At 72.2% G+C, this 22,844-nt stretch carries 15 protein-coding genes and 1 pseudogene; 6 read left to right on the forward strand and 10 right to left on the reverse strand.

All coding sequences use genetic code 11. The features are described 5' to 3' along the window. Positions 1–559: pseudogene (locus D7X55_RS13565) on the forward strand (cell envelope biogenesis protein TolA); the annotation flags it as partial. A gap of 66 nt (positions 560–625) precedes the next feature. Here D7X55_RS13565 and D7X55_RS13570 read toward each other — a convergent pair. Genes D7X55_RS13570 through D7X55_RS13580 form a run of 3 tightly spaced genes read right to left on the reverse strand, consistent with a single transcriptional unit; the run spans position 626 to position 3,599 of the window. After that, positions 626–1,117, reverse strand: coding sequence for a serine/threonine protein kinase (locus D7X55_RS13570; RefSeq protein WP_120548021.1), 492 nt, complete (start codon positions 1,115–1,117; stop codon positions 626–628). Between the two features lie 11 nt (positions 1,118–1,128). After that, on the reverse strand, positions 1,129–2,040 hold the full coding sequence (locus tag D7X55_RS13575; protein WP_158616203.1) for a DUF2381 family protein: 912 nt from the start codon (positions 2,038–2,040) through the stop codon (positions 1,129–1,131). A 44-nt stretch (positions 2,041–2,084) separates the two neighbouring features. Next, entirely contained in the window at positions 2,085–3,599 is a 1,515-nt protein-coding gene (locus D7X55_RS13580) for a kelch repeat-containing protein (protein WP_158616204.1), read from the reverse strand. A gap of 124 nt (positions 3,600–3,723) precedes the next feature. On the opposite strand from D7X55_RS13580, the gene D7X55_RS13585 reads away from it, so the two are divergent. Together D7X55_RS13585 and D7X55_RS13590 are read left to right on the forward strand one after the other, a co-directional pair. Continuing rightward, a complete protein-coding gene (locus D7X55_RS13585) occupies positions 3,724–5,271 on the forward strand; it encodes a HAMP domain-containing sensor histidine kinase (RefSeq protein ID WP_121723284.1) in 1,548 nt (515 codons plus the stop codon). After that, complete coding sequence (locus tag D7X55_RS13590; RefSeq protein ID WP_120548024.1) at positions 5,268–6,587, forward strand: pitrilysin family protein; 1,320 nt, start codon at positions 5,268–5,270, stop codon at positions 6,585–6,587. Before D7X55_RS13585 ends, D7X55_RS13590 begins: the two co-directional genes overlap by 4 nt. Here the strand turns inward: D7X55_RS13590 and D7X55_RS13595 are convergent. Then, a complete protein-coding gene (locus D7X55_RS13595) occupies positions 6,568–7,878 on the reverse strand; it encodes a tetratricopeptide repeat protein (protein WP_233609839.1) in 1,311 nt (436 codons plus the stop codon). The genes D7X55_RS13590 and D7X55_RS13595 overlap by 20 nt on opposite strands. 55 nt (positions 7,879–7,933) lie before the next feature. Here D7X55_RS13595 and D7X55_RS13600 point away from each other — a divergent pair, with 55 nt between their 5' ends. Next, complete coding sequence (locus D7X55_RS13600; RefSeq protein ID WP_121723277.1) at positions 7,934–8,278, forward strand: hypothetical protein; 345 nt, start codon at positions 7,934–7,936, stop codon at positions 8,276–8,278. 9 nt (positions 8,279–8,287) lie between these two features. On the opposite strand, the gene D7X55_RS13605 is transcribed toward D7X55_RS13600, so the two are convergent. Further along, the gene (locus D7X55_RS13605; RefSeq protein WP_121723278.1) at positions 8,288–8,887 is read right to left on the reverse strand and encodes an RNA methyltransferase; all 600 of its coding nucleotides are present in this window, start codon (positions 8,885–8,887) and stop codon (positions 8,288–8,290) included. Positions 8,888–8,950: 63 nt separating this feature from the next. Next, positions 8,951–9,979, reverse strand: coding sequence for an AraC family transcriptional regulator (locus D7X55_RS13610; RefSeq protein WP_121723279.1), 1,029 nt, complete (start codon positions 9,977–9,979; stop codon positions 8,951–8,953). 131 nt (positions 9,980–10,110) lie between these two features. Here D7X55_RS13610 and D7X55_RS13615 point away from each other — a divergent pair, with 131 nt between their 5' ends. Further along, positions 10,111–11,481, forward strand: a complete 1,371-nt coding sequence (locus tag D7X55_RS13615) for a cytochrome P450 (protein ID WP_121723280.1) — start codon at positions 10,111–10,113, stop codon at positions 11,479–11,481. Positions 11,482–11,485: 4 nt separating this feature from the next. On the opposite strand, the gene D7X55_RS13620 is transcribed toward D7X55_RS13615, so the two are convergent. From D7X55_RS13620 to D7X55_RS13635, 4 genes are read right to left on the reverse strand one after another with little or no spacing between them, the layout of a single operon-like run. Further along, positions 11,486–12,988, reverse strand: coding sequence for a DUF4388 domain-containing protein (locus tag D7X55_RS13620; protein WP_121723281.1), 1,503 nt, complete (start codon positions 12,986–12,988; stop codon positions 11,486–11,488). A gap of 24 nt (positions 12,989–13,012) precedes the next feature. Beyond that, complete coding sequence (locus tag D7X55_RS13625; protein ID WP_120551292.1) at positions 13,013–14,863, reverse strand: response regulator; 1,851 nt, start codon at positions 14,861–14,863, stop codon at positions 13,013–13,015. A 34-nt stretch (positions 14,864–14,897) separates the two neighbouring features. Continuing rightward, positions 14,898–15,749, reverse strand: coding sequence for a diaminopimelate epimerase (gene dapF / locus D7X55_RS13630; protein WP_120551293.1), 852 nt, complete (start codon positions 15,747–15,749; stop codon positions 14,898–14,900). Between the two features lie 24 nt (positions 15,750–15,773). Continuing rightward, entirely contained in the window at positions 15,774–22,010 is a 6,237-nt protein-coding gene (locus tag D7X55_RS13635) for a methyltransferase domain-containing protein (protein ID WP_233609840.1), read from the reverse strand. Positions 22,011–22,139: 129 nt separating this feature from the next. Between D7X55_RS13635 and D7X55_RS13640 the strand changes: the two genes are divergently transcribed. Then, positions 22,140–22,844, forward strand: a 705-nt coding sequence (locus tag D7X55_RS13640; RefSeq protein WP_121723283.1) for an IF-2 protein, incomplete at its 3' end; no start/stop codon positions are given.

Here is a 22,844-nt window from a genome sequence, read left to right on the forward strand (position 1 = left end):
GATCGCCGCGCCCGCGAGCGAGCCCGTGGTGAACGCGGCGGTGGCCGTGACGCCCGCGCCCGTGGCCCCGGCGGAGCCCGTGCGCCGCTACCGCGAGCTGAACGACGCGGACCGCGAGAAGATGAACCGGCTGGAGCAGGCGGCGAACAAGGACCGCGCCCGCGCCGCGGAGCTGGAGAAGGAAGTGCGCCGGCTCAAGGGCCGCGCCGACACGCACGCGCGCATCCTGGCCGTGACGAAGTCCGAGGCCGACCTGGGCAAGGACAAGTACAAGGCGCTGGAGAAGCGCCTCAACCGCACGCTGCTGGAGCGCGACCTGCTTCGCCGGGCCATCAAGGACCTGGAGAAGAAGACGGGCATGCTCGCGGACCGCACGGAGCTGACGCCGGACGAGGTCGCAGCGAGCGACCAGCGCAGCGACGAGCAGGCCCGCGCCCGCGCCGAGGCGGAGGCCCGCGCCACCGCCGCCGCCACGCCGACGGAGGCCCCCGCCACCACGGAGCCCGCGTCCACCGAGGGCGAGGCGAAGCCCTCCGAGGCCCCGCCGTCCAACGCCTGAGCCGCACCCTGGCGTGAAGCATGAAGGCCCCGCGGTCCCCTCACCGGGACGCGGGGCCTTCGTGTTTCAGCGATAGGACTCGACGATGTCCACGCCCGCCGAGGAGAACTCCAGGATGGCCGTCCCCGGCTTGGAGTCCGGCCGCTTGCGCAGTTGCCCCTTGGAGAGCCGCGCCACGGCGCAGATGGGGATCTTGTCGCCATCTGGCGGATGCGCCTCGTAATAGCGGACGACCACCTGCGGCCCCCCGGTCCACACCCGCCCATAGAGGCGGGTGGTCGTTTCAAGAGGCCCCAGGCCGGAGATCAGCATGCTCTCCACGGGACCGTCGTAGAGCGTGATGGGGCTGACGTCGTCCTGGTTGATGTCGAGCGCGACATTCGCTCCGTCGCCCACGCGCAGGCGAAGGATCCGCATCGTGTTCAGCGCATCCTCGGGACAGTCCTCGGGCTTCGGTGTCCCGTCCGAACGAAGCCCCACACCTCCTCGGGTCGTGGTGCAGCCCAGCGACAGGGCCAGCACGAGGGCAACCGGGGACCACTTGCGCGGTGCGTTCATGTGGCGTCCATCTACTCCCGGATGAAACGCTGTTCCAGGACGAGGTAGGCCTGGGACAAGCCGTCGGACCGGAACAACTCCAGCGCCAGTTGCTCCAGGCCCCGGGGTGATTGGAAAGCGCTGTCATCCGCGACGACGGCGATGCGGCCCGTGGCTCCGGGCGCAATCTGCTCCTGCTGCATGCGCAGCGCGAACGCGCGTGAACTCCCGCCAGAGACCGTGGACAGCCGGGCCTCCATCATCCGCCAGGGCTTCTTCGCATCGCGGTTGGTCAGGGTGAACAACACCGCCACCTTCGGAAGCGTCTTGCTGGAGAGCACCTCCACCAGGACGTCCGCCCCATCCTCCTTGAGCCGCCATCCCTGTCGGCGGACGAAGGGCGTGTGCTTGAGGTTTCCCTGCGCCAGGAGCGTCGCCAGCGCGTGATCCGCGGAATGCTCCTCCTCGCGCAGGCGCTGGTTCTCGTCCTCCAGGACGCGCCGCTGTTTGAGTGAGTCCATCAGCGTCGAGTACATGGCGTCGTAGCCGCGCGGGTCCTCGAACACGTTCACCTGCTGAGCCACCGCGCTCCGCTGTCCCTCACCCGCGGGCTTGAGGAGGAACGGCACCTGCTTGCCGCTCGCGAGCGTTACCAGCAGGGGAATGGCCTCGTCCTCTCCCAGGTCCTGGAGGGGTTCGACGACCACCTTTCGGCCGCCCGCGAGCAGCGGCTCGAATCGGCCCTCCCACGCCAGCATGCGGGTTCGTGTGGGGTCCACGGGCGTCTCGAAACGAAGGACGGTGACCACCCTCCCCTTCACGTAGAGGGTGGGCGTGGAGTCCGACGGATGCTCCGACAGCAGCACCGTGCGGATCGCGAGTTCCTCCCGCTCACGCGCGGCGGCATTCACGGTCATCAGCGACAGCGCCAGGGCCAGAGCCAACCGGGCAGGTAGACAGTCCTTCATGGGACCTGACGTTAACAGCATCAGTCGCGCGGGGGTGGCATCACCACCAGCGCTTCGGAGTTGGCGCGGATCTCCCCGGTGCTGTCGTCCACGCCGCCCACCACGAGCACGGAGCCGTCCGGCAGCGCCGAGCACGTGTGCCACACGCGCGGCTGCGGCATCAGCGTCAGGCCCAGCACGGTGGGCTGCGCGCCTGCGTGCGGGGTGATCAGCTCCACCCACGGCTGCGCGTACGTCGTGCCAATGCCAGTGCCCCGCCCGCCCAGCGCCATGACGCGGCCGTCCGGCAGCGTCACCGCGCACAGGTTGCCCCGAGGCATTAGCGCGGGGCCGTCCTCCACCTGAACCACGCCATTCAGGAACTCGGAGGCGCCCACCGGCCGCGCGCCTTTCGCCGGGTCCAGGCCGTCGAAGCCGCCCATGACCAGGGGCAGTGGATCCTCGTCCGGCCTGCCCAGCAGCGCCACGGCGGCGCCTACACGGGGGCCCCTGAGATAAGCCCCCGCCGCCAGCGTGAGGATCTCGCCGTCGGCGAACGTGAAGGCCGCCACGTCTCTCACGGCCCCCAGGCCACTCGCGCCGCCCACGACCTGGAAGATGCGTCCGCCCCGCTCCACCGTCAGCGCCGCGTCCACGAAGGAAAACGGGGCGGGGTAAGCGACAAGGCGCCCCTTGGCCGAGTCGTAGCCTTCGACCGTGTCCACCGTGCTGCCGTCCGCCGCGCGCCCGCTGACCAGCAGCACCTGGCCCTCGGTATTCACCGCCGCAGCGTGCTGGTAGCGGGCCGCCTTGAGCGGCAGGTCATTCCTCGCGCCCGTGTTCGGATCCAGGAGGAGAGACGAGGGCTGCAACGTCACCGGCGCGAAGGACGCCGCGCCGCCCGCCAGGAATACGCGGCCATCCGGCAGCAGCGACGCCGTGTGGAAGGCCCTCGCGCCCACGTCCGGCCCGGGGCTGAACGTGCCATCCGCCGGATTGAACACCTCCGTCGTCCCCGTCACGGGCCGCGTGCCATCCGCGCGAGGCTCATAGCCTCCGGTGATGAACACGCGTCCATCCGGCAGCGTGGTGGCCGTGTGCGCCGCGCGCGTCGCGACCGGCAGCGAGCAGGTCCTCGGGGCCGACGCCAGGTTCACCGGCACGAACTCCCCCAGCCTCCGCAGGAACATCCGCACCTTCGGTGCCTGGCCCTCCGTCACGTCGAACGGAACGGAGCGGCCCAGGGACACCAGCTGCCCGCCCTGATCCGGCGCACCGACGTAGGCCCGGACCTCCAGCACCCGCGCGGTACCGGACGGAACGGCCGGCACGTCCGCCTCCGTCCACGCCACCGTCGACACCCGCTCCCGGGGCGTGTCGAGCCCCGGGCCCGTGACGCGGAAGCGCAGGTGCGTCACCCCGGCCAGGGGCTGGGTGCCGGCGCAGGAGTCGCTGAGCAGGTCCAGGGAGGGGCGGACCTCGTTCTCCCCGCAGGCAGGGGTGAGGGCCATCAGGGCGGCGGCGAGGAGCGTGGAGCGGACGAAGCGCGGTGCCATGGGGCGCAACGCTACCAGCCCCCCTCCCCGGCCGGGTGGAGTCCAGACAGCCGGAAGCAGGCGGCGCGGCGGGGATTGCGCTGTAATGCGCCCGCCCCAGGACGTATGTCCTGTCCCCTCCTCCATGAAGCTCTCGCTCGCCACCCGCATCTTCCTGGGCTACGCGCTGGTGCTGCTGACGTTCGGGGCGGTGTCCCTGTTCAGCGTGGCGGAGCTGCACCGCAACCGGCTGGAGATCCGCCTGGTCAGCCAGGGCTACCTCCAGCTGTCCCAGGACGCCGCCGCGCTGGAGACCTTCCAGACCAGCCAGGAGAAGGACACCGAGCGCGTGCTGGAGCAGAACAGCGTGGAGACGCGCCGCGCCCTCATCCGCCTGGCGAGCCTCTACTACGCGCCCCAGATGGCCCAGCGCCTGGAGGCCGCCCGCGCCAAGGCCCGCGAGGTGCTCACCTTCGCCCCCGAAGGTGAGGTCCCCTTCGTCAACGAGCTGGACGCGAGATTCGCGGAGCTGGCGCGCAACTCCCAGGCCTACGGCCGCGCGGTGGAGGCCGTGTTCACCACGCTCGCGTCCGAATCCCCCGAGAGCCAGGACGTCGCGCGCGCCACCGCCGAGCTGCGCCAGCTGGAGAGCGCCATCGGCCGCGAGCTGCGCGTGCTGCGCGCCACGCTCACCAACCGCATCCGCGAGCGCGTGGACGGCGCGGAGGAGCGCGAGCGCCGGACGGGCCTCACCATCATCGCGCTGTCCATCATGGCCATTGGCGTGGGCGTGGGCGTCACCGCGTGGTCCGCCCGCACGCTGCGCCCGGTGCGCACGCTCATCGAAGGCGTGTCCCGCATCGGGCGCGGTGACTACTCCGCCCAGCTGGGCGTGCGCGGCGAGGACGAGGTGGCGCTGCTCGCGCGCGAGTTCGACCAGATGGCCCGCTCGCTCCAGGCCCGCGAGGCGCAGCTGAAGTCCCAGGCGGAGGCGCTGATGCGCGCGGAGCAGCTGGCCGCCGTGGGCCGCATCTCCGCGCAGATCGTCCACGAGGTGCGAAACCCCCTGTCCTCCATCGGCCTCAACGTGGAGCTGCTGCAAGACGCCGTGGACGGCGCCAGGTTCGACTCGCAGGACACGGCCACGGAGGCGAAGGAGCTGCTCTCCGCCGTGACCCACGAGGTGGACCGCCTCACCGACGTCACCGAGCAGTACCTGCGAATGGCCCGCCCCGCCCGGCCGGACCTGGAGCCGGAGGACATCATCGCGGTGCTGGACGGCGTGCTCGACTTCACCCGCGAGGAGCTGGTGCGCGCGAACGTGGAGGTGGTGCGCGCCTTCGCGCCCGACACGCCCCGCGTGCTCGCGGACCAGGGCCAGCTGCGGCAGGTGTTCCTGAACCTCCTGCGCAACAGCCGCGAGGCCATGCCCACCGGAGGCACGCTCACCGTGGCCACCACGCTTCTGGACGGCGACGGCGACGTGGAGGTGACCGTGCGCGACACCGGCAACGGCATGACGGAGGAGGCCCGCCGCCACCTCTTCGAGCCCTTCTTCACCACCAAGGAGGGCGGCACCGGCCTGGGGCTCGCGGTGAGCCAGCAGATCCTCCAGGCCCACGGGGGCTCGCTCTCCTGCCAGAGTATTCCCGGCCAGGGAACGACCTTCGTGTTAAGGCTTCCTCGCGCATGAGCTTTACACCGTACCGGGACGTGCTGCCCTCGGGGCTGCGCGTCGTCACCGTCGAAACGCCCCACCTGCACACCGCCCTCCTGGCCGTCTACGTGCGGACCGGCAGCCGCCACGAAACGGTGGAGAACAACGGCGTCAGCCACTTCCTGGAGCACCTCTTCTTCCGGGGAAGCGAAGCCTGGCCGGACACGGTGAAGATGAACGCGGCCGTGGAGGAGGTGGGCGGCAACCTCAACGGCGCCACCACCCGCGACCACGGCTACTACTACACCCCGCTGCACCCGGCGCACCTGGGCGTGGGCCTGGAAGTCATCGGCGACATGCTCACCCGCCCCCGCCTCACCGACATGGAGGTGGAGCGGCAGATCATCCTGGAGGAGATGCTCGACGAGGTGGACGACAAGGGGCGCGACATCGACCTGGACAACCTGTCCAAGCGCCTGCTGTTCCCCGGCCACCCGCTGTCCCTGAAAATCGCCGGCACCCGCGAGTCCGTGAAGGCCCTCACCCACGCGCAGGTGCTGGAGCACTTCGCCCGGCACTACGTGGCCGGCAACCTGGTGGTGTCCGCCGCGGGCAGCGTGAAGCACTCGGAGGTGCTGGCGCTGGCCGAGCGCGCCTTCGCCCACCTGCCCAAGGGCCCTGCCACCACGGAGATCGCGCCGGCGCTGCTGGGCCCCGGGCCGCACTTCCACTTCGTCTCCCACGACGAGTCGCAGACGGAGTTCAAGCTCACCTTCCGCGCCGTGCCGGAGCAGCACGAGGACTTCCCCGCGCTGCAAATCCTCCGGCGCCTGCTGGACGACGGCCTGTCGTCGCGGCTGCCCTTTGAAATCGTGGAGAAGCGCGGCCTCGCGTACTCGGTGCAGGCGGGCCTGGACACGTACCACGACCTGAGCCTCTTCGAGATTGAGGCGGCCAGCGCGCCGGAGAAGGCGTCGCTCGTGGTGGCGGAGGCGCTGCGCGTGCTCGCGGAGCTCTGCGAGAAGGACGCGAGCGACGAGGAGCTGAACCGCGCCAAGCGCCGCCACCGGATGCTGCTGGAGTTCTCCCAGGACTCGCCGGGCGAGCTGGCCGGGTGGTTCGGCGGCGTGGAGCTGTTCCGCCGTCCGGAGACGTTCGGACACCGCGCGGATCAGGTGGACCGGCAGACGGCCGCGCGCGTGCGCGAGGTGGCCCGGCGCTACTTCACCCGGGAGAACCTGCTCGTGGTGGCGGTGGGCCAGCGCAAGGGGCTCAAGGCGCTGGAGAAGGTGGTGGCTGACGCGGAGGGGCTGCCCTCCTCCGCGCCCGCGCTCAGCGCCGCCCGCGGATGATGATGGGCCCCGACGGGGCCTTCTTCTTCTTGGGCGTCGCCTTCTCGATGGCCTTCTGGATGCGCAGGTACTCGGGGTTGCGCGGCTCGCGCTTCAGGGCCTCTTCAATCAGCTTCTTGCCGCGCGGCAGCTGCGTCTCGAACCAGGCGTAGAGGTTCGCGAGCGCGGCCTTCTCCTCCACGGACGCCTCGCCCAGGCCCATCAGCCGCTCCAGCACCTCCTGCGCCTCCGGCTTGCGGCCGGCCTTCAGGTGCAGCCGCCACATGCGCGACAGCGCGGGCGCGAAGCTGGACTCCGTCTTGAGGGCGAAGCGGTAGCTGTCCTCCGCCGCGCGCGCGTCGCCCTGCTCCTCCTGCACGCGGCCGCGCACGTACAGCGCGCGGGCGAAGCGCGGACGCAGGTGCAGCGCGCGGTCCACCAGCTGCTGGGCTTCCGAAGCACGGCCCTGGGCGCAGACAATCTCCGCCAGCCACGCCACGGCCTCCGCGTTGTCCGCGTCCTCCTCCACCAGCTTCTTGAGCGCGCCCTCGGCCTCCGCCGGGCGCCCCAGCGCCATGAGCACGCGGGCCTTCATCGCCACCACGTCCGTCAAGTCCGCGTCCTCTTCCGCGACGGACTGCAGGTCGGCTTCCGCCAGGTCGTAGAAGCCGCTCATCAGGAAGTAGCGCGCGCGCAGCAGCTTCGCGGGCGTGAAGCTGGGCGAGCCCTGGAGCACGCGGTCCATGAGGTTGGCCGCGAGCAGCTCCTCGCCCTTCATGAGGAGGATTTCGGCCTCCACCGTCTTCGTCGCGGCGTCGTCCGGGTTCTCCCGGAGGATGCGCTCCAGCGTGGCGAAGGCCTCGTCCGGCTGTCCCTGCCGCGCCTGGAGGCGGGCCAGCGACAGGATGTCCTCGTTGGACAGCTTGCCTTCGTTCCGCAGCGTGACGAGCGTGGAGATGGCCTGGGGAATCTGCCCCTCCCCCATGTACAGCTCCGAGAGCTGCTTCTGGATGACGGGGTCGGAGCCCGGCAGCAGGCTCTCCGCCTGCTTGAGCGTGAGGATGGACGCGCCCGGGTTGCCCGCGCCCTGATGGGCCCTGGCGAGCAGGAGCAGCGGCTCCACGCTCTCCGGGGCGGCGTTGGCGGCCTTCTGCAGTTCCGAGATGGCGCGGGAATACTGTCCCTGCGCGAGCGCGTCACGGCCCTGGGACAGGGAGGTCTGGACCTGGACGGCCTGCTTCTGCGCGGCCGCCGTCTCCGGGTCCTTGCAGGCAAGCGGCAGGAGCAGGACGAGCGTCCAGGGACGGGGCAAAAATCGATGGGGCATCGCTGAGGGACAGGGTACCGGATGTTATCCTTCTCCGTCGATGGACCCTTTCGTGCGCCGCCTCGTGGAGAGGCTTCATGATCCCAGCCGGCCGCTGTCGCGGAACCGGCACTTCCACACGTTCGACACCCCCGAGGGTCGAATGGCGCTGAAGGTGTTCCGCCGTCTGCGCAGCCTCCAGCAGGACATCCTCGCCTGTCACAAGGAGGGCCACCGCGCGCGCATCTCGCGGCAGGTCAACCCGGACGGCGAGCACCGCATCGAATTGTGGATGGAGCGCGTCGCGGGCCGCCGCGTGTCCATGCTCCAGCCCGCGGAGTACGAGCTGCTCGCCCGGCTGCCCGGGGTGCGGGACGCGCTGGACATCCAGGACGAGGCGGCCTGAAGCGCGTCTCTAGAACACCCAGGGTCCCAGCCCCGTGGGTGCCCCGTCACACGCCGCCCTGAGCCGCGCCTGGGCGTCCTCGTAGGAGAGCCGGGCCGCGTCCGCCTTGAGCGTCACGGAGGCCCAGTCCCGCCACGAGCGCAGCACCGCGACGTGGCGGCCGTCCTCCTCCTGTGCCTCGGAGAAGTGGACCAGCAGCCGTTCCTCCAGCGCCTCACGGGCCTTGGTCCACGGGCCTTCCTTGTCCAGCCGGACGCGCTTGTCCCGCTCCACGGTGGAGAGCAGCGCGCGGGCGTCCGCGGACAGCCCCTGGAGGGACGGGCGGCGGCGCGCGGGCTCCATGGCCACGCGGTAGACGGCGGGCCAGAGCGTGGGGTCCACGAAGGCGACCTTGCCCTCCACCAGCCGCACCGCGAGCACGTCCTTCGACGCGCGCAGCATGCGCCCCAGCCGGTACGCGAGCCGCCCCTTCGCGTGGTCGCGCCAGCTGCCGGTGGGCCGGCCGCCCATGACCTGCTCGACGAGGGACGTGGGCCCGTGGGTGGGCACCTCGGTGATGACGTGGCGCGTGCGCACCAGCTCCTCCGCGTCCCTCAGCGTCTTGATCATCCGTGTTCCCCTCCTGTGGGGAAAACATTCCAGGACAGGAGCGGATTCCGGCGCCTGCCTCCCTCACGGCTTCGGGGCCTGGGCCTGCTGCCACTGGCCCGGCGTCGTCCCGCTCCAGCGGCGGAAGGCCCGGGTGAAGGCGCTGGCGTCGCTGAAGCCCAGGAGGAAGGCGATCTCGAAGTGCGGCAGCAAGCCGTCGCGCAGGAACTGGAAGGCGCGGTCGCGGCGCACGGCGTCCTCCAGGCCCGCGAACGTGACGCCCTCCTCCCGCAGACGGCGCTGGAGCGTGCGCTCACTCACCGCGAGCCGCGACGCGACGTCAGCTGGGATCAGGTCCCCCGTGCGGGGCTGGGCCGCGAGCACCTCCTCCACGCGCTCGCGCCAGGAACGGACCCCCTGGGCCTCCAGCTGCGCCAGCTCCGCTTCCGCGCGCGCGTGGAGCAGGTTGCCCAGCTCGATGTCCGCGTGGCGGATGGGGAGCCTCGCGGCGGCCTCGTCGCCCTGCACGAGGTTGGCGCCCGCGTCGTATTCGATGCCGACGCCGAGGAAGTCCTCCACGGCCCGGGAGGCCGCGTGGCGCGGGTGCGTGACGCAGACGCGCGTGGGCCGCCAGTCCTCGCCGCTGAGCGCGCGGCCACTGGCCACCAGCGCCACGAGCAGCCCCTCCACCGGGTGCCGCAGCCGCGAGGCCCACGCATCCCGCGGATCCAGCGCCAGCTCCACGCGGAGCATTCCAGGCGGTGAGAGGACGCGCCACGACGTGCGCGGATCCAGCAGCGCGTGGATGCGGCAATAGCGTTGCAGGGACGTGCCCAGGTCCGGGCTGTTCACCAGCACGTAACCCACGAGCCCCACGTGGGTGGGCTCCAGCGCCTGCGCGAGCCGCACGGCCAGCGGTTCGGAGCCTCCTACTTCGACGAGCAGGGTCCACACGCGCTGGAGCGCCGCGTAGGGCAGCCGCACGTCCGGCCGCGCGAGCAGGGCTTCGTCCACGCCCACCGCCTCGTGCAGCCGCGCACGCGCGATGCCCAGCGACGCACCCACCTGGAACAGGGGGCGGAACAGCGAGGACTGGAGCGTCTGGGGACGCATCGCGGGCCAGCATGGCCTGACGCCCCTCGGCTCGCAATGCGCCGTGGCGCCCGAGGACAATGCGTTGGCGCCGCGGGACCATGCACGCCGGGCGCCGGAGCGCGATACCTCCCTCCAGGAGGAAGCGCCTCATGACGACGACCGCCGCCACCCTCACCCGCCAGCCCCCCGGTCCCCGGGGCCACCTGCTCATGGGCATCCTGCCCGACGTGCGCCGCGACATCCTCGGCTGCCTGGGAAGCCTCCATCGCCAGTACGGGGACGTGGTGCGCTACAGGCTGGGCCCCCTGCGCTCGCACCTGGTCGCGCATCCGGACGGCGTGAAGCACGTCTTGCAGGACCACGTGAAGAACTACACGAAGGACCACCTCTCGTACCGCATGGCGCGGTGGATCACCGGCGACGGCCTGCTGACGAGCACGGGGGACTTCTGGCTCCGGCAGCGGCGGCTGGCCCAGCCCGCCTTCCACCGGCAGCGCATCGTGGGCATGGCCGCGGGCATGGTGCGGCGGACGGAAGGGATGCTCCAGCGCTGGGACACGGCCGCCGCGAACGGAACGCCCGTGGGCATCAACGGAGAGATGATGCGGCTGACGCTCGCCGTGGTGGGAGAGGCCCTCTTCGGCACGTCGGTGGAGGCCCAGGCGGCGCAGGTCGGCGAGGCGTTCACCGAACTGAGCCAGCAGATCGCCGAGCGGTTCCGCACCTTCCGCATGCTGCCGCCCGTGCTGCCCACGCGCTATGACCGGGCCTTCCGCAACGCGCGCGCCACGCTGATGGGCACCGTGCAGGGCATCATCGCCGCGCGCCGCCAGCGCGGCGAGGACCTGGGCGACCTGTTGTCCATGTTGATGCTCGCGCGCGATGAGGACACGGGCGAGGGCATGACGGACGAGCAGCTGGGCAGCGAGGTGATGACGATGCTCCTCGCCGGCCATGAGACGACGGCCACGTCGCTGAGCTGGGCGTGGGGCCTGCTGTCGAAGCACCCGGAGGTGGAGGCCCGGCTGCACGCGGAGCTGGACGCGGTGCTGGGGGGCCGCGCGCCCACGGCGGAGGACGTGCCCAGGCTTGGCTACACGAAGCAGGTGGTGGAGGAGACGATGCGGCTGTACCCCGCGGGGGTCATCTTCAGTCGCACCGTGAAGGAGGACGACGTCATTGGCGGCTTCCACATCCCGAAGGGGAGCGCGGTGGACGTGAGCCCCTACGTCACGCAGCGCCACCCGGACTTCTGGGAGGAGCCGGAGGCCTTCCGGCCGGAGCGCTTCGCGCCCGAGGCCGCCGCGAAGCGCCACCGCTTCGCGTACTTCCCCTTCAGCGGCGGACCGCGTCAGTGCATCGGCAACAGCTTCGCGATGATGGAGACGCAGCTCGTGCTGGCCACCGTGGCCCAGCGCTACCGCCTGCGCGAAGCGCCCGGCTTCACGCTGGAGCCGGACTCGCACCTGACGCTGAGGCCCAGGGGAGCATTGCCCATGTACCTGGAGCGCCGGAGCTGAGCGCTCACTGAGGCGGCGTCACGGACGCGCGCTGCACCTGCGTGACGCCGGGCAGCGTGGGCGCGGGGTTGAGCGCCTGGACCAGCATGGCGCGCAGTGCTTCCGTGAGGTCTTCTCCCGGAGCGCTCACGCCCGCCGGAGCGCCCTGCAGCGGCGCCGGGATCTCCGTGCCCACCACCACGATGGGGATGCGGACCTCCCAGGCCAGGTAATGCGCCAGCCGCACCGCCGGCTCCGACGTGTCCATCAACAGCGCGCCAATGGAGCCCGCGCTGAACGGGCGCCACAGCGGGCGCGCGGCCTCCGCGGGCGGCAGCACGCAGAAGTCCACGTTGAGCACGTCGCTCAGCTCCAGACGCCCCAGCGTGCCGAAGCCGCTCTTCACCGCGGTCGGGTCGGCGGACATCGCCTCCAGCCCCGGCACGCGCGCCAGGATGCGGCGCGCCGCGGAGGAACCGCTGCCACAGACGAACACCTTCGCCGTCGCCACCTTCGCCAGCGTGCGCGTGCGCAACAGACGCCCGCGCAGCGCGTGCACCTCCGCCGCGCCGATGAGGTCCCCCCCGCCCAGGTTCTGGCCTTCGCTCTCCGTGGGCCGCGCCACGCCCTTCTGGAGCAGCGTGGACAGCACGCCCAGCACCTCCATGTCCGTGGCGGGCGCCAGGTCCAGCACCTCTCCCAGCGCTCGCGGCTGACGGAGCAGTTCCATCACCTGCGCCGTCACCGGGTGCTGCTCCTCGGACAGGTCCACCTCCGGCGCCAGCATCAGCCGCGTGTGGCGCGGCGGCAGGCCCGGCAACAGGCGGTTCACCTCGTCCGACTGCCGCATGCCCTCCAACAGCGCGTCGTCCATCGCGCGGTTGATGCGCGGCCGCGCGGCGCTGGTGCCGGGCGTGAAGGTGAAGTTGCCCTCCGTCCACGCCAGGAGCCGGAACAGCGCCTTCTCCCCTTCCACCCTCCCCAGCCGCGCGTTCACCGTGCGGCCGTCGGAGACGGTGATTTCGCCGCGCTCCGCGCCGCGCTCCAGCGACAGCTTCCCGTTGCGCTTGTTCATGCCGAGAATCTGCATGAGGTCCGGGATGCTGAGCTGGCTGAGCGACCCTTCGATTTCCTGCTGCTCGCTCTTGAGGTCCTTGGCCGCTTCGTTGCGCCGGAAGATGTGCTCGATGCGGCTGAGCACTTCATCCAGGTTGAAGGGCTTGCGCAGCGTGCCGTCCCGCATGCCCCGCGCCCGGTCCGTGTCCAGGCTGGACGTGGTGAGCACCACGGGGATGTCTTCCGTGCGCGGGTTGGTGCGAAGAATCTGCACGAACGTGCGCGCGTCCAGCAGCCGGCACGCCTCGTCGAAGAGCGTCAGGTCCGGGTGCCGGAGCACCGCGACCTCCAGCGCCCGCGAGCCATCCGGCGCGTAGTGCACCTGATAGCCCTTCGTGCGCAGCGCCCGCGACAGGGCGCGCACCGAGTCGAGGTCGGGGTCGGCGATGAGGATCTTCCGCACCTGGGCCAAGGTCGCTTGCTCCGCTTCGTGACGTCAGTAGGGCTGCAGGTCGTATTCGGCCTGCAGCTTGGAGATGAGCCCGTCCACCACCGCGGTGTCCGAGGTGTGGAACCCCCACGTCGCGCCCCGCCCTCGCCGTTGGATGAGCGCGTACGACGCGCTCTCCGACAGCCAGAGGATGAACTCGTGGCGCGCCACCCGTTCGTCCCCTTCCAGGAACACCGGCGTGAGCGCCGCGTGCGACTCTAGGTCCACGCGGCGGCCCAACAGGTAGATGCGCGAGGACAGGTCCGGCGGCGCCTGCTCCAGCCCCACCGCCAGCGGCAGGTCCGCGCGGATCTCCGGGCCCCCCACGTAGAGCAGCCCGCGTGAGCCCGGATCGCGCACCAGCTCCCGGGCGATCTCCACCTGGAGCTCGTCGAAGAGCACGTCCGCCACCTTGCCCCGGCGGCTGGGCTCCGCGCGGTCGTCCGTGGGCAGGCGCGGGCTGTTGGGCGTGCCCAGCAGCAGGTCCACCTCGTCCCAGAACGGCAGCCCGTCCAGCATCAACCGGCGCTGGAGTGACGCTCGGCGCTCGTCCATGCGGCGGCGGCAGCGGTGCACCAGCTCGTCGAAGTCCTCGCCGTCCTTGGGGAACGTGCTGGCCCCGCCCACGAGCGCCAGCGGCAGGCGCTGCTCCACGTCCTGCACGTCCGGCTCATCCCGCACGGCGGCGACGGCGCGGCGCACGAACATCATCGCGCCGAAGAAGTCCGTCTCCGGCAGCAGGAGGTAGAACTCCTGGTCGCTCGCCTTCGCGATGACGTCCGAGTCGCGGATGATTTTACTGAGCGCCTTGATGATGCCGCGCACCGCCTTCTTCGCGTCCTGCGCGCCCAGCCGCACGCGCACGAGCGGCAGGTTGTCGATGCTGAAGGTCAAGAGCGAGAACGTGCGGCCGTACCTGCGCGCCTTGTAGATCTCCTTGGACGCGTAGTCGGTGAAGTAGCTGAGGTTGTACGCGGCGGTGTCGCGGTCGCGCAGGCCCAGGCGCTGGAGCGCCATCAGCTTGCGGCCGTTCTTCACGCCCACCGCGGCGAAGTCCGCCAGCACCTTCGCGTCGCGCGTGTGCTCCAGCCGGAAGTCGCCGGTGAGCGGGTCGGACAGCTGCGCCAGGCCCATGACCTCGCCCGTGGCCACCAGCGGCACGTACAGCACCGGCGAGCGCTCATCGCGCGCGAGCCACGGAGCGGCTTCACGCAGGCGCAGCGACAGCGGCCCCTCCGGGCTCATCTTCTCCGGCAGGAACTGCTTGTCGAGCAGGCCCCGGTACGAGCGCAGCGCCAGGTCTCCCCGGTCGTCCACCACCCACAGCGCGGCGCTCTGCGCGTCGCACACCGCGCCCAGGTCCGCGATGACGCGCTCCTGGAGCCATTCCAGGTCCGGATGGGACAGCAGCTCCAGGCAGCGCTGCTGGAGGTTGTGGAAGCGGGCGAACTCCAGGTTCTCGTCCTGGAGGCGCGCGCGCTCGTGGCGCAGCTGGGCGCGCTCCATGGCGCGGTCCACCGCGAGCAGCAGGTCCGACTCCTCGATGGGCTTGGTGAGGCAGTCCGCCACGCCCAGGCGCAGCGCGACCTCCGAGCCCTGAACGTCGTCGCGCGTGCTGACGAGGATGACCTCCTGCTCGGGGTCCCGCTCGCGCAGGCGCGCGGTGAGCGCGAAGCCGTCCACGCCGGGCATCACCACGTCGGTGAGCACCAGGTCGAACGTCGCCCGGGACACCTCTTCCAGGGCGAGGGTGGCGTTCTCCACCGCCACCACGCGGTGCCCCCGGCGCGACAGCAGGTCCGTGGCGAGGTTTCGGAAGAACAGGTCGTCGTCGACGACGAGGATGGGACCGGCCACGGCGCTCGGGGGGCGAAGGGAGGAAAACCGAAGGCTATCGGGCCCTTGGAAGCGCGACAACGCCTTCGAAGACGAAGGCCACCGGGCCCCGGAGCCGGATGTCGGACAGGTCCTCCGGAACGCGGATTCTCAGGTCTCCGCCCGGCAGGGTGACCCGCAGCCAGGCGTTCGAGGGCAGACGCTTCGCCAGCACGGCCGCCACCGCCGACGCGCACGCCCCCGTCCCACACGCCTGGGTCAGGCCACAGCCGCGCTCCCACACGACGACGGTGAGCCCGTCCTCGTCCACGCGGACGAACTCCACGTTGGTGCGGTCCGGGAAGGCGGGGTGCCGCTCCAGGCCGGGGCCCAGGCGCTCGGCGGCCTCCAGGGGCTGATCCAGGAGCACCAGGTGCGGGTTGCCCATGTTCACCGCCGTGCCGAGCAGGCCTTCATGGCCGGGCACCGGGGCATTCACGAAGGGCTGGCCGGTCGTCCCGGAGGGCAGGTTCGCGGCCACCATCCGGGCCGGGCCCATGGAGATGTCCACGCCGACGACGCCGCCGTCGCCGTAGCCGGGCTCGCAGGTGAGCACGCCCGCGCCGGTCTCCACGTCGATGAGCGCGGGGTGCTGACCGGAGTGGTCCACCAGATACTTCACCGCACAGCGCAGGCCGTTGCCGCACATCTCCGCGATGCTGCCGTCCGCGTTGTGGACGACCATGCGGGCGAGGCCGCGGGACGACGGGAGGATGGCGAGCACCCCGTCCGCGCCGATGCCCCGGCGCCGGTCGCACAGCCAGCGGGACTGCTCGGCGTTGATGTCCACGCCCGTGCGGCGGCGGTCCAGGACGACGAAGTCGTTGCCCAGGCCGTGGTACTTGAAGATGCGTTCGCTTGCGTCCACGAGGGCAAGTGTAGACGCAGGCGGCTATTCGCGCTCGCCGACCTTCTTGGGCGCGGCCGGAACGTCCAGTGCTGGCATGGCCCGGCGCGAGGCGGCGGGGGCGCTGGCGCGGCGCAGCTCGGCCAGTTCGGCCTCCCGGGCGGCGAGCTGGTCCTGCATCTTCTCGACGTGGGCCTGGAGGACCTCCATCTCCGCGGCCATCTCCAGCACATCCTCGGGGGGCGGGGCGGCGGCGGACTTCGCCTCCTCCACGGCCTGGAGCAGGGTCGCGCGTTCGGCCTCCAGCGCCTCCAGCCGGGCCTGCTGTTCGCGGATCCTCGATGCGAGCTGGTCGCGTTCAGCGCGCTCGGAGTCCAGGAGGCGCGCGGCATCCGCGGCGGCGGTCTCCAGGGAGCTGGCGCGGCCCTCCAAGCGGACGCGGGCGGCGCGGGCGACGGTGAGGTCGGACTGGAGGCGCTCGCGTTCGGAGGCGATGGCGGTGCGTTCGGCGTCCGCGCGGCGGGCCTGGGCCTCGGCGTCGGCGGCGGCCTGGGTCAGGGTGGCGACGCGCGACTCCAGCGCGGCCTGTCCGGTCCGAGCGTCCTCGAGCGCCGTGGCGAGCCGGGCCTCCAGGGCGGCGAGGGATTCGCGGCTCTGTTCGGCGGACCGGGCGAGGCGGGCTTCGAGCGCGGCCTGGGCTTCGGCGAAACGCTCCTCGCGCTCGACGTTGGCGGCGTCCGCTTGCGCGGCGAGGTCCGCGATGCGGGCTTCCAGTTCCGCCCGCTCCGCGGCGGCCCGGGCGGTGACGTCCGCGAGCTGGGCCTCCATGGAGGACTTCTCATCGCGGGCCTGTTCGGTGACTTCCGCGAGACGGGCTTCGAGGTCCGACCGCTCCGTCCCTGACCAGGCAGTGGCCTCCGCGAGCCGGACTTCAAGTTCGGCGAGGCGCGCTTCGAGTTCCGCCTTCTCCGTCCCGGCGGTCGCGAGGAGTTCGTTGAGACGCGACTCCAGTTCAGCCTTCTCCAGGCCGGCTCGCGCGAGCGCTTCGTTGAGGCGCAGCTCCAGCGTTGCCTTGTCCGTGCCGGCGCTCGTGAGCGCTTCGGTCAGGCGCAGCTCCAGCTCGGCCTGATCCGTGTCGGCCTGCGCGGAGACTTCAGCGAGGCGCAGCTGGAGCTCGGCCTTCTCGCGGGTGAGGCGGGCTTCCAGGTCCGTCCGCTCCTGCTCCGCGCGAGCGGTGAGGTCCGCGAGCTGGGCCTCCAGGGTGGCGGTGCGTTCGTTCCTGGCTTCCAGCTCCGCGCGCAGGCCCTCCAGCGAGGACTCCAGGTTCGTGGCCTTGCCCGCGAAGCGGCGCGCGGTCTCCAGCTGCACCACGAGCACTTCCGCGTGTTCGCGCGTCGCGGCGAGCCGGTCGCTGGCATCCACCAGCTCCGCTTCGAGCCGGCCGACCTGCTGGCTCCGCTCATGCAGCGCGGCGTGCGCCCGTTGCAGCTCGGAGCCCAGGCGCATCAGTTCCTGGTGCGCGGCGCCCAACCGGGCCGTCTCCGCGCGCAGGGCCGTCAGCTCCTGTTCCTTCAGTCCCAGCTGCGCGTGCAGCTCATCCAGGTCCTGTTGCTGACGTTCGGTCCGCGAGAGCGCGCCTTCCAGCTGCGCTTCCATGGAGACCCGCAGGGCGCTGGCCTCACGCAGCTCCTGTTCGCGAGCGGTCAGGGACTCCGTGAGCCGTGCCGCCCGTGCTTCGGATTCGCGTGCCGCGTCCTGCGACTGCGAACCCTCCGCGAGCCGGGCCTCCGCCTGCGCGAGTGAATCCTCGAGCGCGCTGAGGTTCGCGGTCTCGGCGGCGAGCCGGAACTCCACCTCCGTCAGGGAGGCTTCCAGTCCGACCCGGCGCGACGTTTCGGAAGCGGCGCGCTGCTCCGCGTCCGCCAGGGCCTGCTCCAGCGTGGCGAGCCGGGCCTCCGCGTCCTTCAACGAAGCTTCCAGCTCGGAGCGTCGCGTGGACTCGGCGGACTGCCGGCCTTCGACCTCCGCGAGCGAAGCTTCCAGCTCCGCACGCCGCGCGGACTCGGCGGCCTGCCGGGCCTCCGCCTCCGAAAGTGCAGCCTCCAGTTCGGAGCGCCGCGAGGACTCCGCCGCAAGCCGGGTCTCGGTCTCCGCGAGCGTCCGTGACAGCGAAGTGTGGCGCTCGGTGTCCGTGGTCTGCCGGGCCTCCGATTCCGCCAGGGCCTGCTCCAGCGAAGTCAGGCGCGCGGCATCCGAAGCCTGCCGGGCCACCGCGTCCGCGAGCGCCTGCTCCAGCGAAGCCCGTTGCGCGGACACGGCCTCGTGCCGGGTCTCCGACTCCGCCAGGGCCTGCTCCAGCGACGCGCCTCGCGCGGCCTCCGTCGTGAGGCGGGCCTCGGCCTCCGTCAGAGCCTGCTGCATCGCGGGGATGCGACCGGCCTCTTCGGAGTAACGGGCTTCGACCTCCGCGAGCCGGGCCTCGACGGTGGCCCGCGTCTGCTCCACTTCAGACAGGCGCTTCCGCTGGGCCACAAGCTCCGCGTGCAAGGTCTCCAGCTCGGAACGGTGCGCGGCCTCGTCCTTCGCGCGCGACTCGCGGTCGCGAGCCTCCTGCGTCCGCGCATCATCGAGCGAGGACAGCGCCTCCACCTCGGAGCGCCGCGCCTCGGTGAGCTCCGCGCGCAGCTCACGCACGGTCTCATCCAGGGCCGCCTGGGACTGCTTCGCCTCCGCCAGCGCGGCGCGGGCCTCTTCCAGCTCCCGGACGTAACCCCGCGCCTCTTCCACCGACACCGCGAGGGACTGCCGCAGCTCCAGCACCGCGGCTTCGTTCGTGCGCTGCGCTTCGGTGAAGGAGGCCTGGACCTCCGAGAGGGTCTGGCGCGTCTGCTCGAAGGCGGCCTCGGTGGACAGCCGCGCGGCGCGCGCCGCCGACAGCTCCGTTTCGAGCTGGGCGAACGACGCCTCCAGCCGGGCCCGCTGAGCACGCTCCTCTTCCAGCACCGTGCGCGCCGTGCCCAGCGCGGCATCCAGCCGCAGCCGGTCCGCTTCCAGCGCGCTCTGCGCCTCGTTCCACGAGGACTCGGAGCCCTCCAGCCGGGAGCGCAGGGCCCGCTCCGCGTCGAGCGACTCCTGAAGGCTCGCGAGCGCCACCTGCGCCCGGGCCTGCTGCTCGCGCTCCGACAGCAGCTGCGCCTGGGTATCAGCGAGCAGCGCCTCCCAGCGAGCCCCCCGCTCCTGTTCGTTGACCAGGGACTCGCGAGCCGCGTCGAGCTCCGCCTGCACCGAGGCCCGGGCCTTCTGCTCCCGAGACAGGTCCTCCTGGATGAGCGCCGCCAGGGCCTCCGAGTCGGTCAGCTCCTGCCGCAGCGTACGGAGCGTCGCCTCCAGCTCCGTGCTCTTCGCCTCGGCGGCCTCACGGGCCTGGTTCGACTCCGCGAGCCGGGCCCCGTGTTCCCACACCTCACGGGCCAGGGTGTCCCGGGCCTCGGAACGAACCTGTTCAACGGCGGCCTCGGCCTCCGCGCGCACGCCAGCGAGCACCTGCTCCGTCTGGCCACTCGACTCCGCGCGGGCCTCCGCGAGCGCGGTGGCCGCACGGGCTTCGGCCTCTTCCAACCGGCGGGCCAGGACGGCCTCGGCTTCGGCGCGCACCTGCGCGAGCATCCGCGCGGAGCGGACCTCGGCTTCCTCCAACTGCCGGACCCGCTCGGCCTCGGCCTCGGCGCGGGCTTCGGCCAGGGCCTGGGCCTGCTGGGCCTCCGCCTCGGCACGCGCTTCCACGAGCGCCAGGGCCGTGCGTGCCTCGACGTCCGCCAGCTGCCGGCTCCGCTGCGCCGACGCGGTGGCGCGAACCTCGGCGAGCGCCTGCTCCCGGCGGTTCTCCGCGTCCGCCAGTCGCGCATCCGCATCCGCCCGAGCGGCCGCCAGCGCCTCCGCCACCGCACGTTCGACACGCGCATCCGCATCGGCCCGAGCGGCATCCAGTGCCTGCGCCGTCTCCGCCAACGCACGTTCAACACGCGCATCCGCGTCGGTCCGCACAGCCTCCAGCGCCCGCGCTGCCTCCGCCCTCACGCGTTCGACACGGGCCTCCGCGTCGGCTCGCGCGTCCTCCAGCGCTTGCGCCGCCTCGCGGGCTTCCGCCAGTGCACGCTCGACGCGGGCATCCGCTTCAGCCCGGGCGGTCTCCAGCGCCTGTGCAAGCCGGGTCTCCGCGTCGGAGCGGTTCACATCCAGCGCTTGAGCCACCTCACGCGCTTCGGCCGACGCACGCTCGACACGTGCCTCCGCCTCAGCCCGGGTCTCCTCCAGCGCCTGAGCAAGCCGTGCCTCGGCCTGCTCACGGGCCTCCGCCAGCGCCTGCGCGAGCCGGGCCTCCTCCTGCTCACGGGCCTCCGCCAGCGCACGTTCCTGCCGCGAATCCGCGTCGGAATGCGCGGCGGCCAGCGCGTTCGTCACCCGCTCGTCGGCCTCGGCGCGAGCCTGGACCAGCGCCTCATCCAACCGGGCCTGCGCCTGCGCCCGCTCCGCGTCGATGGCCTGGACGAGCGCCGCCTCCACCCGGACGCGCTCCGTCTCCGCCGCCGCCAGCCGCTGCCCCGCCGCGTGCTGGGCGGACTCGACGCGCTTCTGCTCCGCCTCCAGCGTCTCCAGGCGCAGCCCGGCCGCGTGAAGCTCCTCCTCCAGCCGCGCCGCCAGCGCGCGGGCCGCGGACTCCGACTGCGCACGGCCCTCCAGCTCCTGCCGCAGCCGGGCTTCCGCCTCACGCGCGCTGGTGAGCTCCGTCTCCAGGGCACGCTGCGACGCCTCGCGCTCCGAAAGCCGCGCCTCCGCGTCCTTGCGCGCCCCTTCGGCGGAGTGCATCCGCTGCTGGGCCTCGGCGAGCTCCCGGCGAGAGCGCGCCAGCTCCGCCTCCTTCACCGGCACCGCGTCGCCCGCCGTCCGCGCGGACTCCTGCGCGCGCGCCAGCTCCGCCTTCAGGTGCTCCACCGCCGCGAGCGCCGCCGAGTACTGCTCCGCGATGCGCAGCTCCCGCTCGCGAGCCGCCTCCGCCTGCCTGCGCCGGTCCTCGGCCCCATCCTGCGCGCGCTCCGCCGCCAGCCGATCCCGCTCACGGTCCACCCGCAGCGAACCCAGCTCGTCCTGCAGCGTGCGCAGCTCCGCGTACGCCTGGGTCAGCCGCTCGCGCGTCTCGTCCAGCGTCGCAGCCGTCTCCTCGCGACGGGCCCGCTCCAGCCGCAGCGTCTCCTGCGCGGCCAGCACCTGCACGCCCGCGTCCGCCTGCGCGCGCTGCGCCGCCTCCACCTCCAGGCGCTGCGCCGTCAGCCGCCGGTCCGCGTCGGCGATCCGCTCCGTCGCGACCTGCAACTCCAGCTCACGCCGCCGCAGCCGGCTGCTCAGGTCGTCCCGCTCGCGCGCGGACTCCACCGTGCCCCGGGCCTGCTCCAGCTGCGCGGTCAGCCGCGCCATGTCCTGGCGGGCCCCCTCCAGCGCCGGCTTGAGCGCGACCACCTCCGCCTCGCGGTCGCCAATCTCCGCGCGGAGCTTGGACACCGCCTCCTTCAGCCGCCCCGCCCGCTCCTCCCACGTCTTCGCCCGGGCGGCGACCTCATCCAGCTTGCCGCGCGTGAAGGCCAGCGGCTCCGGCGGCAGCTGCACCCACGTGGGGTCCACCACCCGCGCCGGCTCCAGGCCCGCCATCACCACGAAGTACGCCGCCTCGCTGTGCCGCACGAGCGAGCCGTCCACCTGCAGCCCCTCGCCCTTCTCGAACGCGAGCTGGTAGCCCAGCACCGGCGACTGCGTGGCCACCTCCACATGCGGGAAGTGCGCGCTCAGCGCGTCCAGCAGCTGCCCGTACGTGGGCGGCACCGTCTCTTCCGGATCCACCAGCTGCGGCAGCGCCAGCCCCGCGATGTTGCGCAGGCCGCCCATCAGGAAGCCCTGCCGGGCCACCAGCCGCGCCAGCTCCGCCATCAGCTCCGGCGCGCGCACGTAGGGCGCCAGGTCCGTCACCAGCACCAGGTCGAAGCTGCCCGCCTCCAGGTCGTCATAGACGTTGGCGCGGAAGCGCAGCTGCGGGTGCGCATGGGCCTTCTGCGCCGCCTCCACCGCGGCCACGTCCGCGTCGCACGCCACCACGGTGCGAGCGCCCCGCTCGACGAGGAAGCGCGCGCTCTCGCCGCCCGTGGACGCCACGGCGTCGACCTCGAGCACCCGCCGGCGCGCGAACAGGCTCTCCGCGAAGATGTAGCGGGGCAGCAGTTCGCTGGGCCCCATGCGACGGAAGGTGGATTGCAAAATGATGATCCCGAGGGGGCCAGAACTGTAGCGTTGGAGTCCCAGAAGACCCAATTTCAGGGCCAGACCCTCACGGGCCCACGCCCGACCGACCGGAGAGCAGGCGACATGACCACCCATTCACCGCAGGGATTCGGCTACCGGGCCCGCCGCACCTTCACCCGGCTGGTCGTCTTCCTCGTCATCCTGGGCCTGGGTGGCGGCGTCGTCTTCCTCCTGGGCCAGCTCAACGCCCGCACCTTCACCGTCGTGCAGGAGAACGGCGAGCTGGTGGTGATGAAGGGCCGCGCCCTGCCCACCGGCGCCGCCGCCTACCGCCCAGGAGACTCGCGCCTCGCGGACGCCTACGCCCCCGTCCCCCTGGAGGGCCAGGACGTCACCCTGCTGACGCAGCAGAAGTTCACCGACCGGGACGACCTGGACCGCGCCCTCTTCCCCCTCCTGGAGACCCTGGCCCGCCCGCGCATCGCGTCCGGCGAGCCCGCCAAGGTGGAACGGGGCCTCTACTACCTGCGCCGCGCGGAGAAGCTCTCCGGCATCACCGAGGAGCAGCGCCGCAGCCTCCAGTCCATGCTCACCGACGTGGCCTTCTACCAGGCGCGCCAGAAGCTGGAGGACGCCCGCCGCCTGGTGTCCGAAGGCCTGGCCCAGCTGAAGCTGGCCGCGGAGACGGAGAACCGCCACGCCCGCGCCGCCAACCAGATGCTCTCCACCGTGGGCCCCACCGCCCGCGACCTGGAGGAGGCCCTGCGCCGCGCCGTCCACTCCGAGAGCGCCCCGGACAACACCCCTGTAGCACCGGCCCCGCCCAAG

Origin of the sequence: Corallococcus sp. AB049A, assembly GCF_003668885.1 — a bacterium.
GTDB lineage: Bacteria > Myxococcota > Myxococcia > Myxococcales > Myxococcaceae > Corallococcus > Corallococcus interemptor.

Excerpts from the sequence above, each read along its gene's own strand:
- D7X55_RS13570 (WP_120548021.1), bottom strand. The coding sequence starts at position 1,117 with ATGAACGCACCGCGCAAGTGGTCCCCGGTTGCCCTCGTGCTGGCCCTG.
- D7X55_RS13580 (WP_158616204.1), bottom strand. The coding sequence starts at position 3,599 with ATGGCACCGCGCTTCGTCCGCTCCACGCTCCTCGCCGCCGCCCTGATG.
- D7X55_RS13585 (WP_121723284.1), top strand. The coding sequence starts at position 3,724 with ATGAAGCTCTCGCTCGCCACCCGCATCTTCCTGGGCTACGCGCTGGTG.
- D7X55_RS13590 (WP_120548024.1), top strand. The coding sequence starts at position 5,268 with ATGAGCTTTACACCGTACCGGGACGTGCTGCCCTCGGGGCTGCGCGTC.
- D7X55_RS13600 (WP_121723277.1), top strand. The coding sequence starts at position 7,934 with ATGGACCCTTTCGTGCGCCGCCTCGTGGAGAGGCTTCATGATCCCAGC.
- D7X55_RS13605 (WP_121723278.1), bottom strand. The coding sequence starts at position 8,887 with ATGATCAAGACGCTGAGGGACGCGGAGGAGCTGGTGCGCACGCGCCAC.
- D7X55_RS13610 (WP_121723279.1), bottom strand. The coding sequence starts at position 9,979 with ATGCGTCCCCAGACGCTCCAGTCCTCGCTGTTCCGCCCCCTGTTCCAG.
- D7X55_RS13615 (WP_121723280.1), top strand. The coding sequence starts at position 10,111 with ATGACGACGACCGCCGCCACCCTCACCCGCCAGCCCCCCGGTCCCCGG.
- D7X55_RS13635 (WP_233609840.1), bottom strand. The coding sequence starts at position 22,010 with ATGGGGCCCAGCGAACTGCTGCCCCGCTACATCTTCGCGGAGAGCCTG.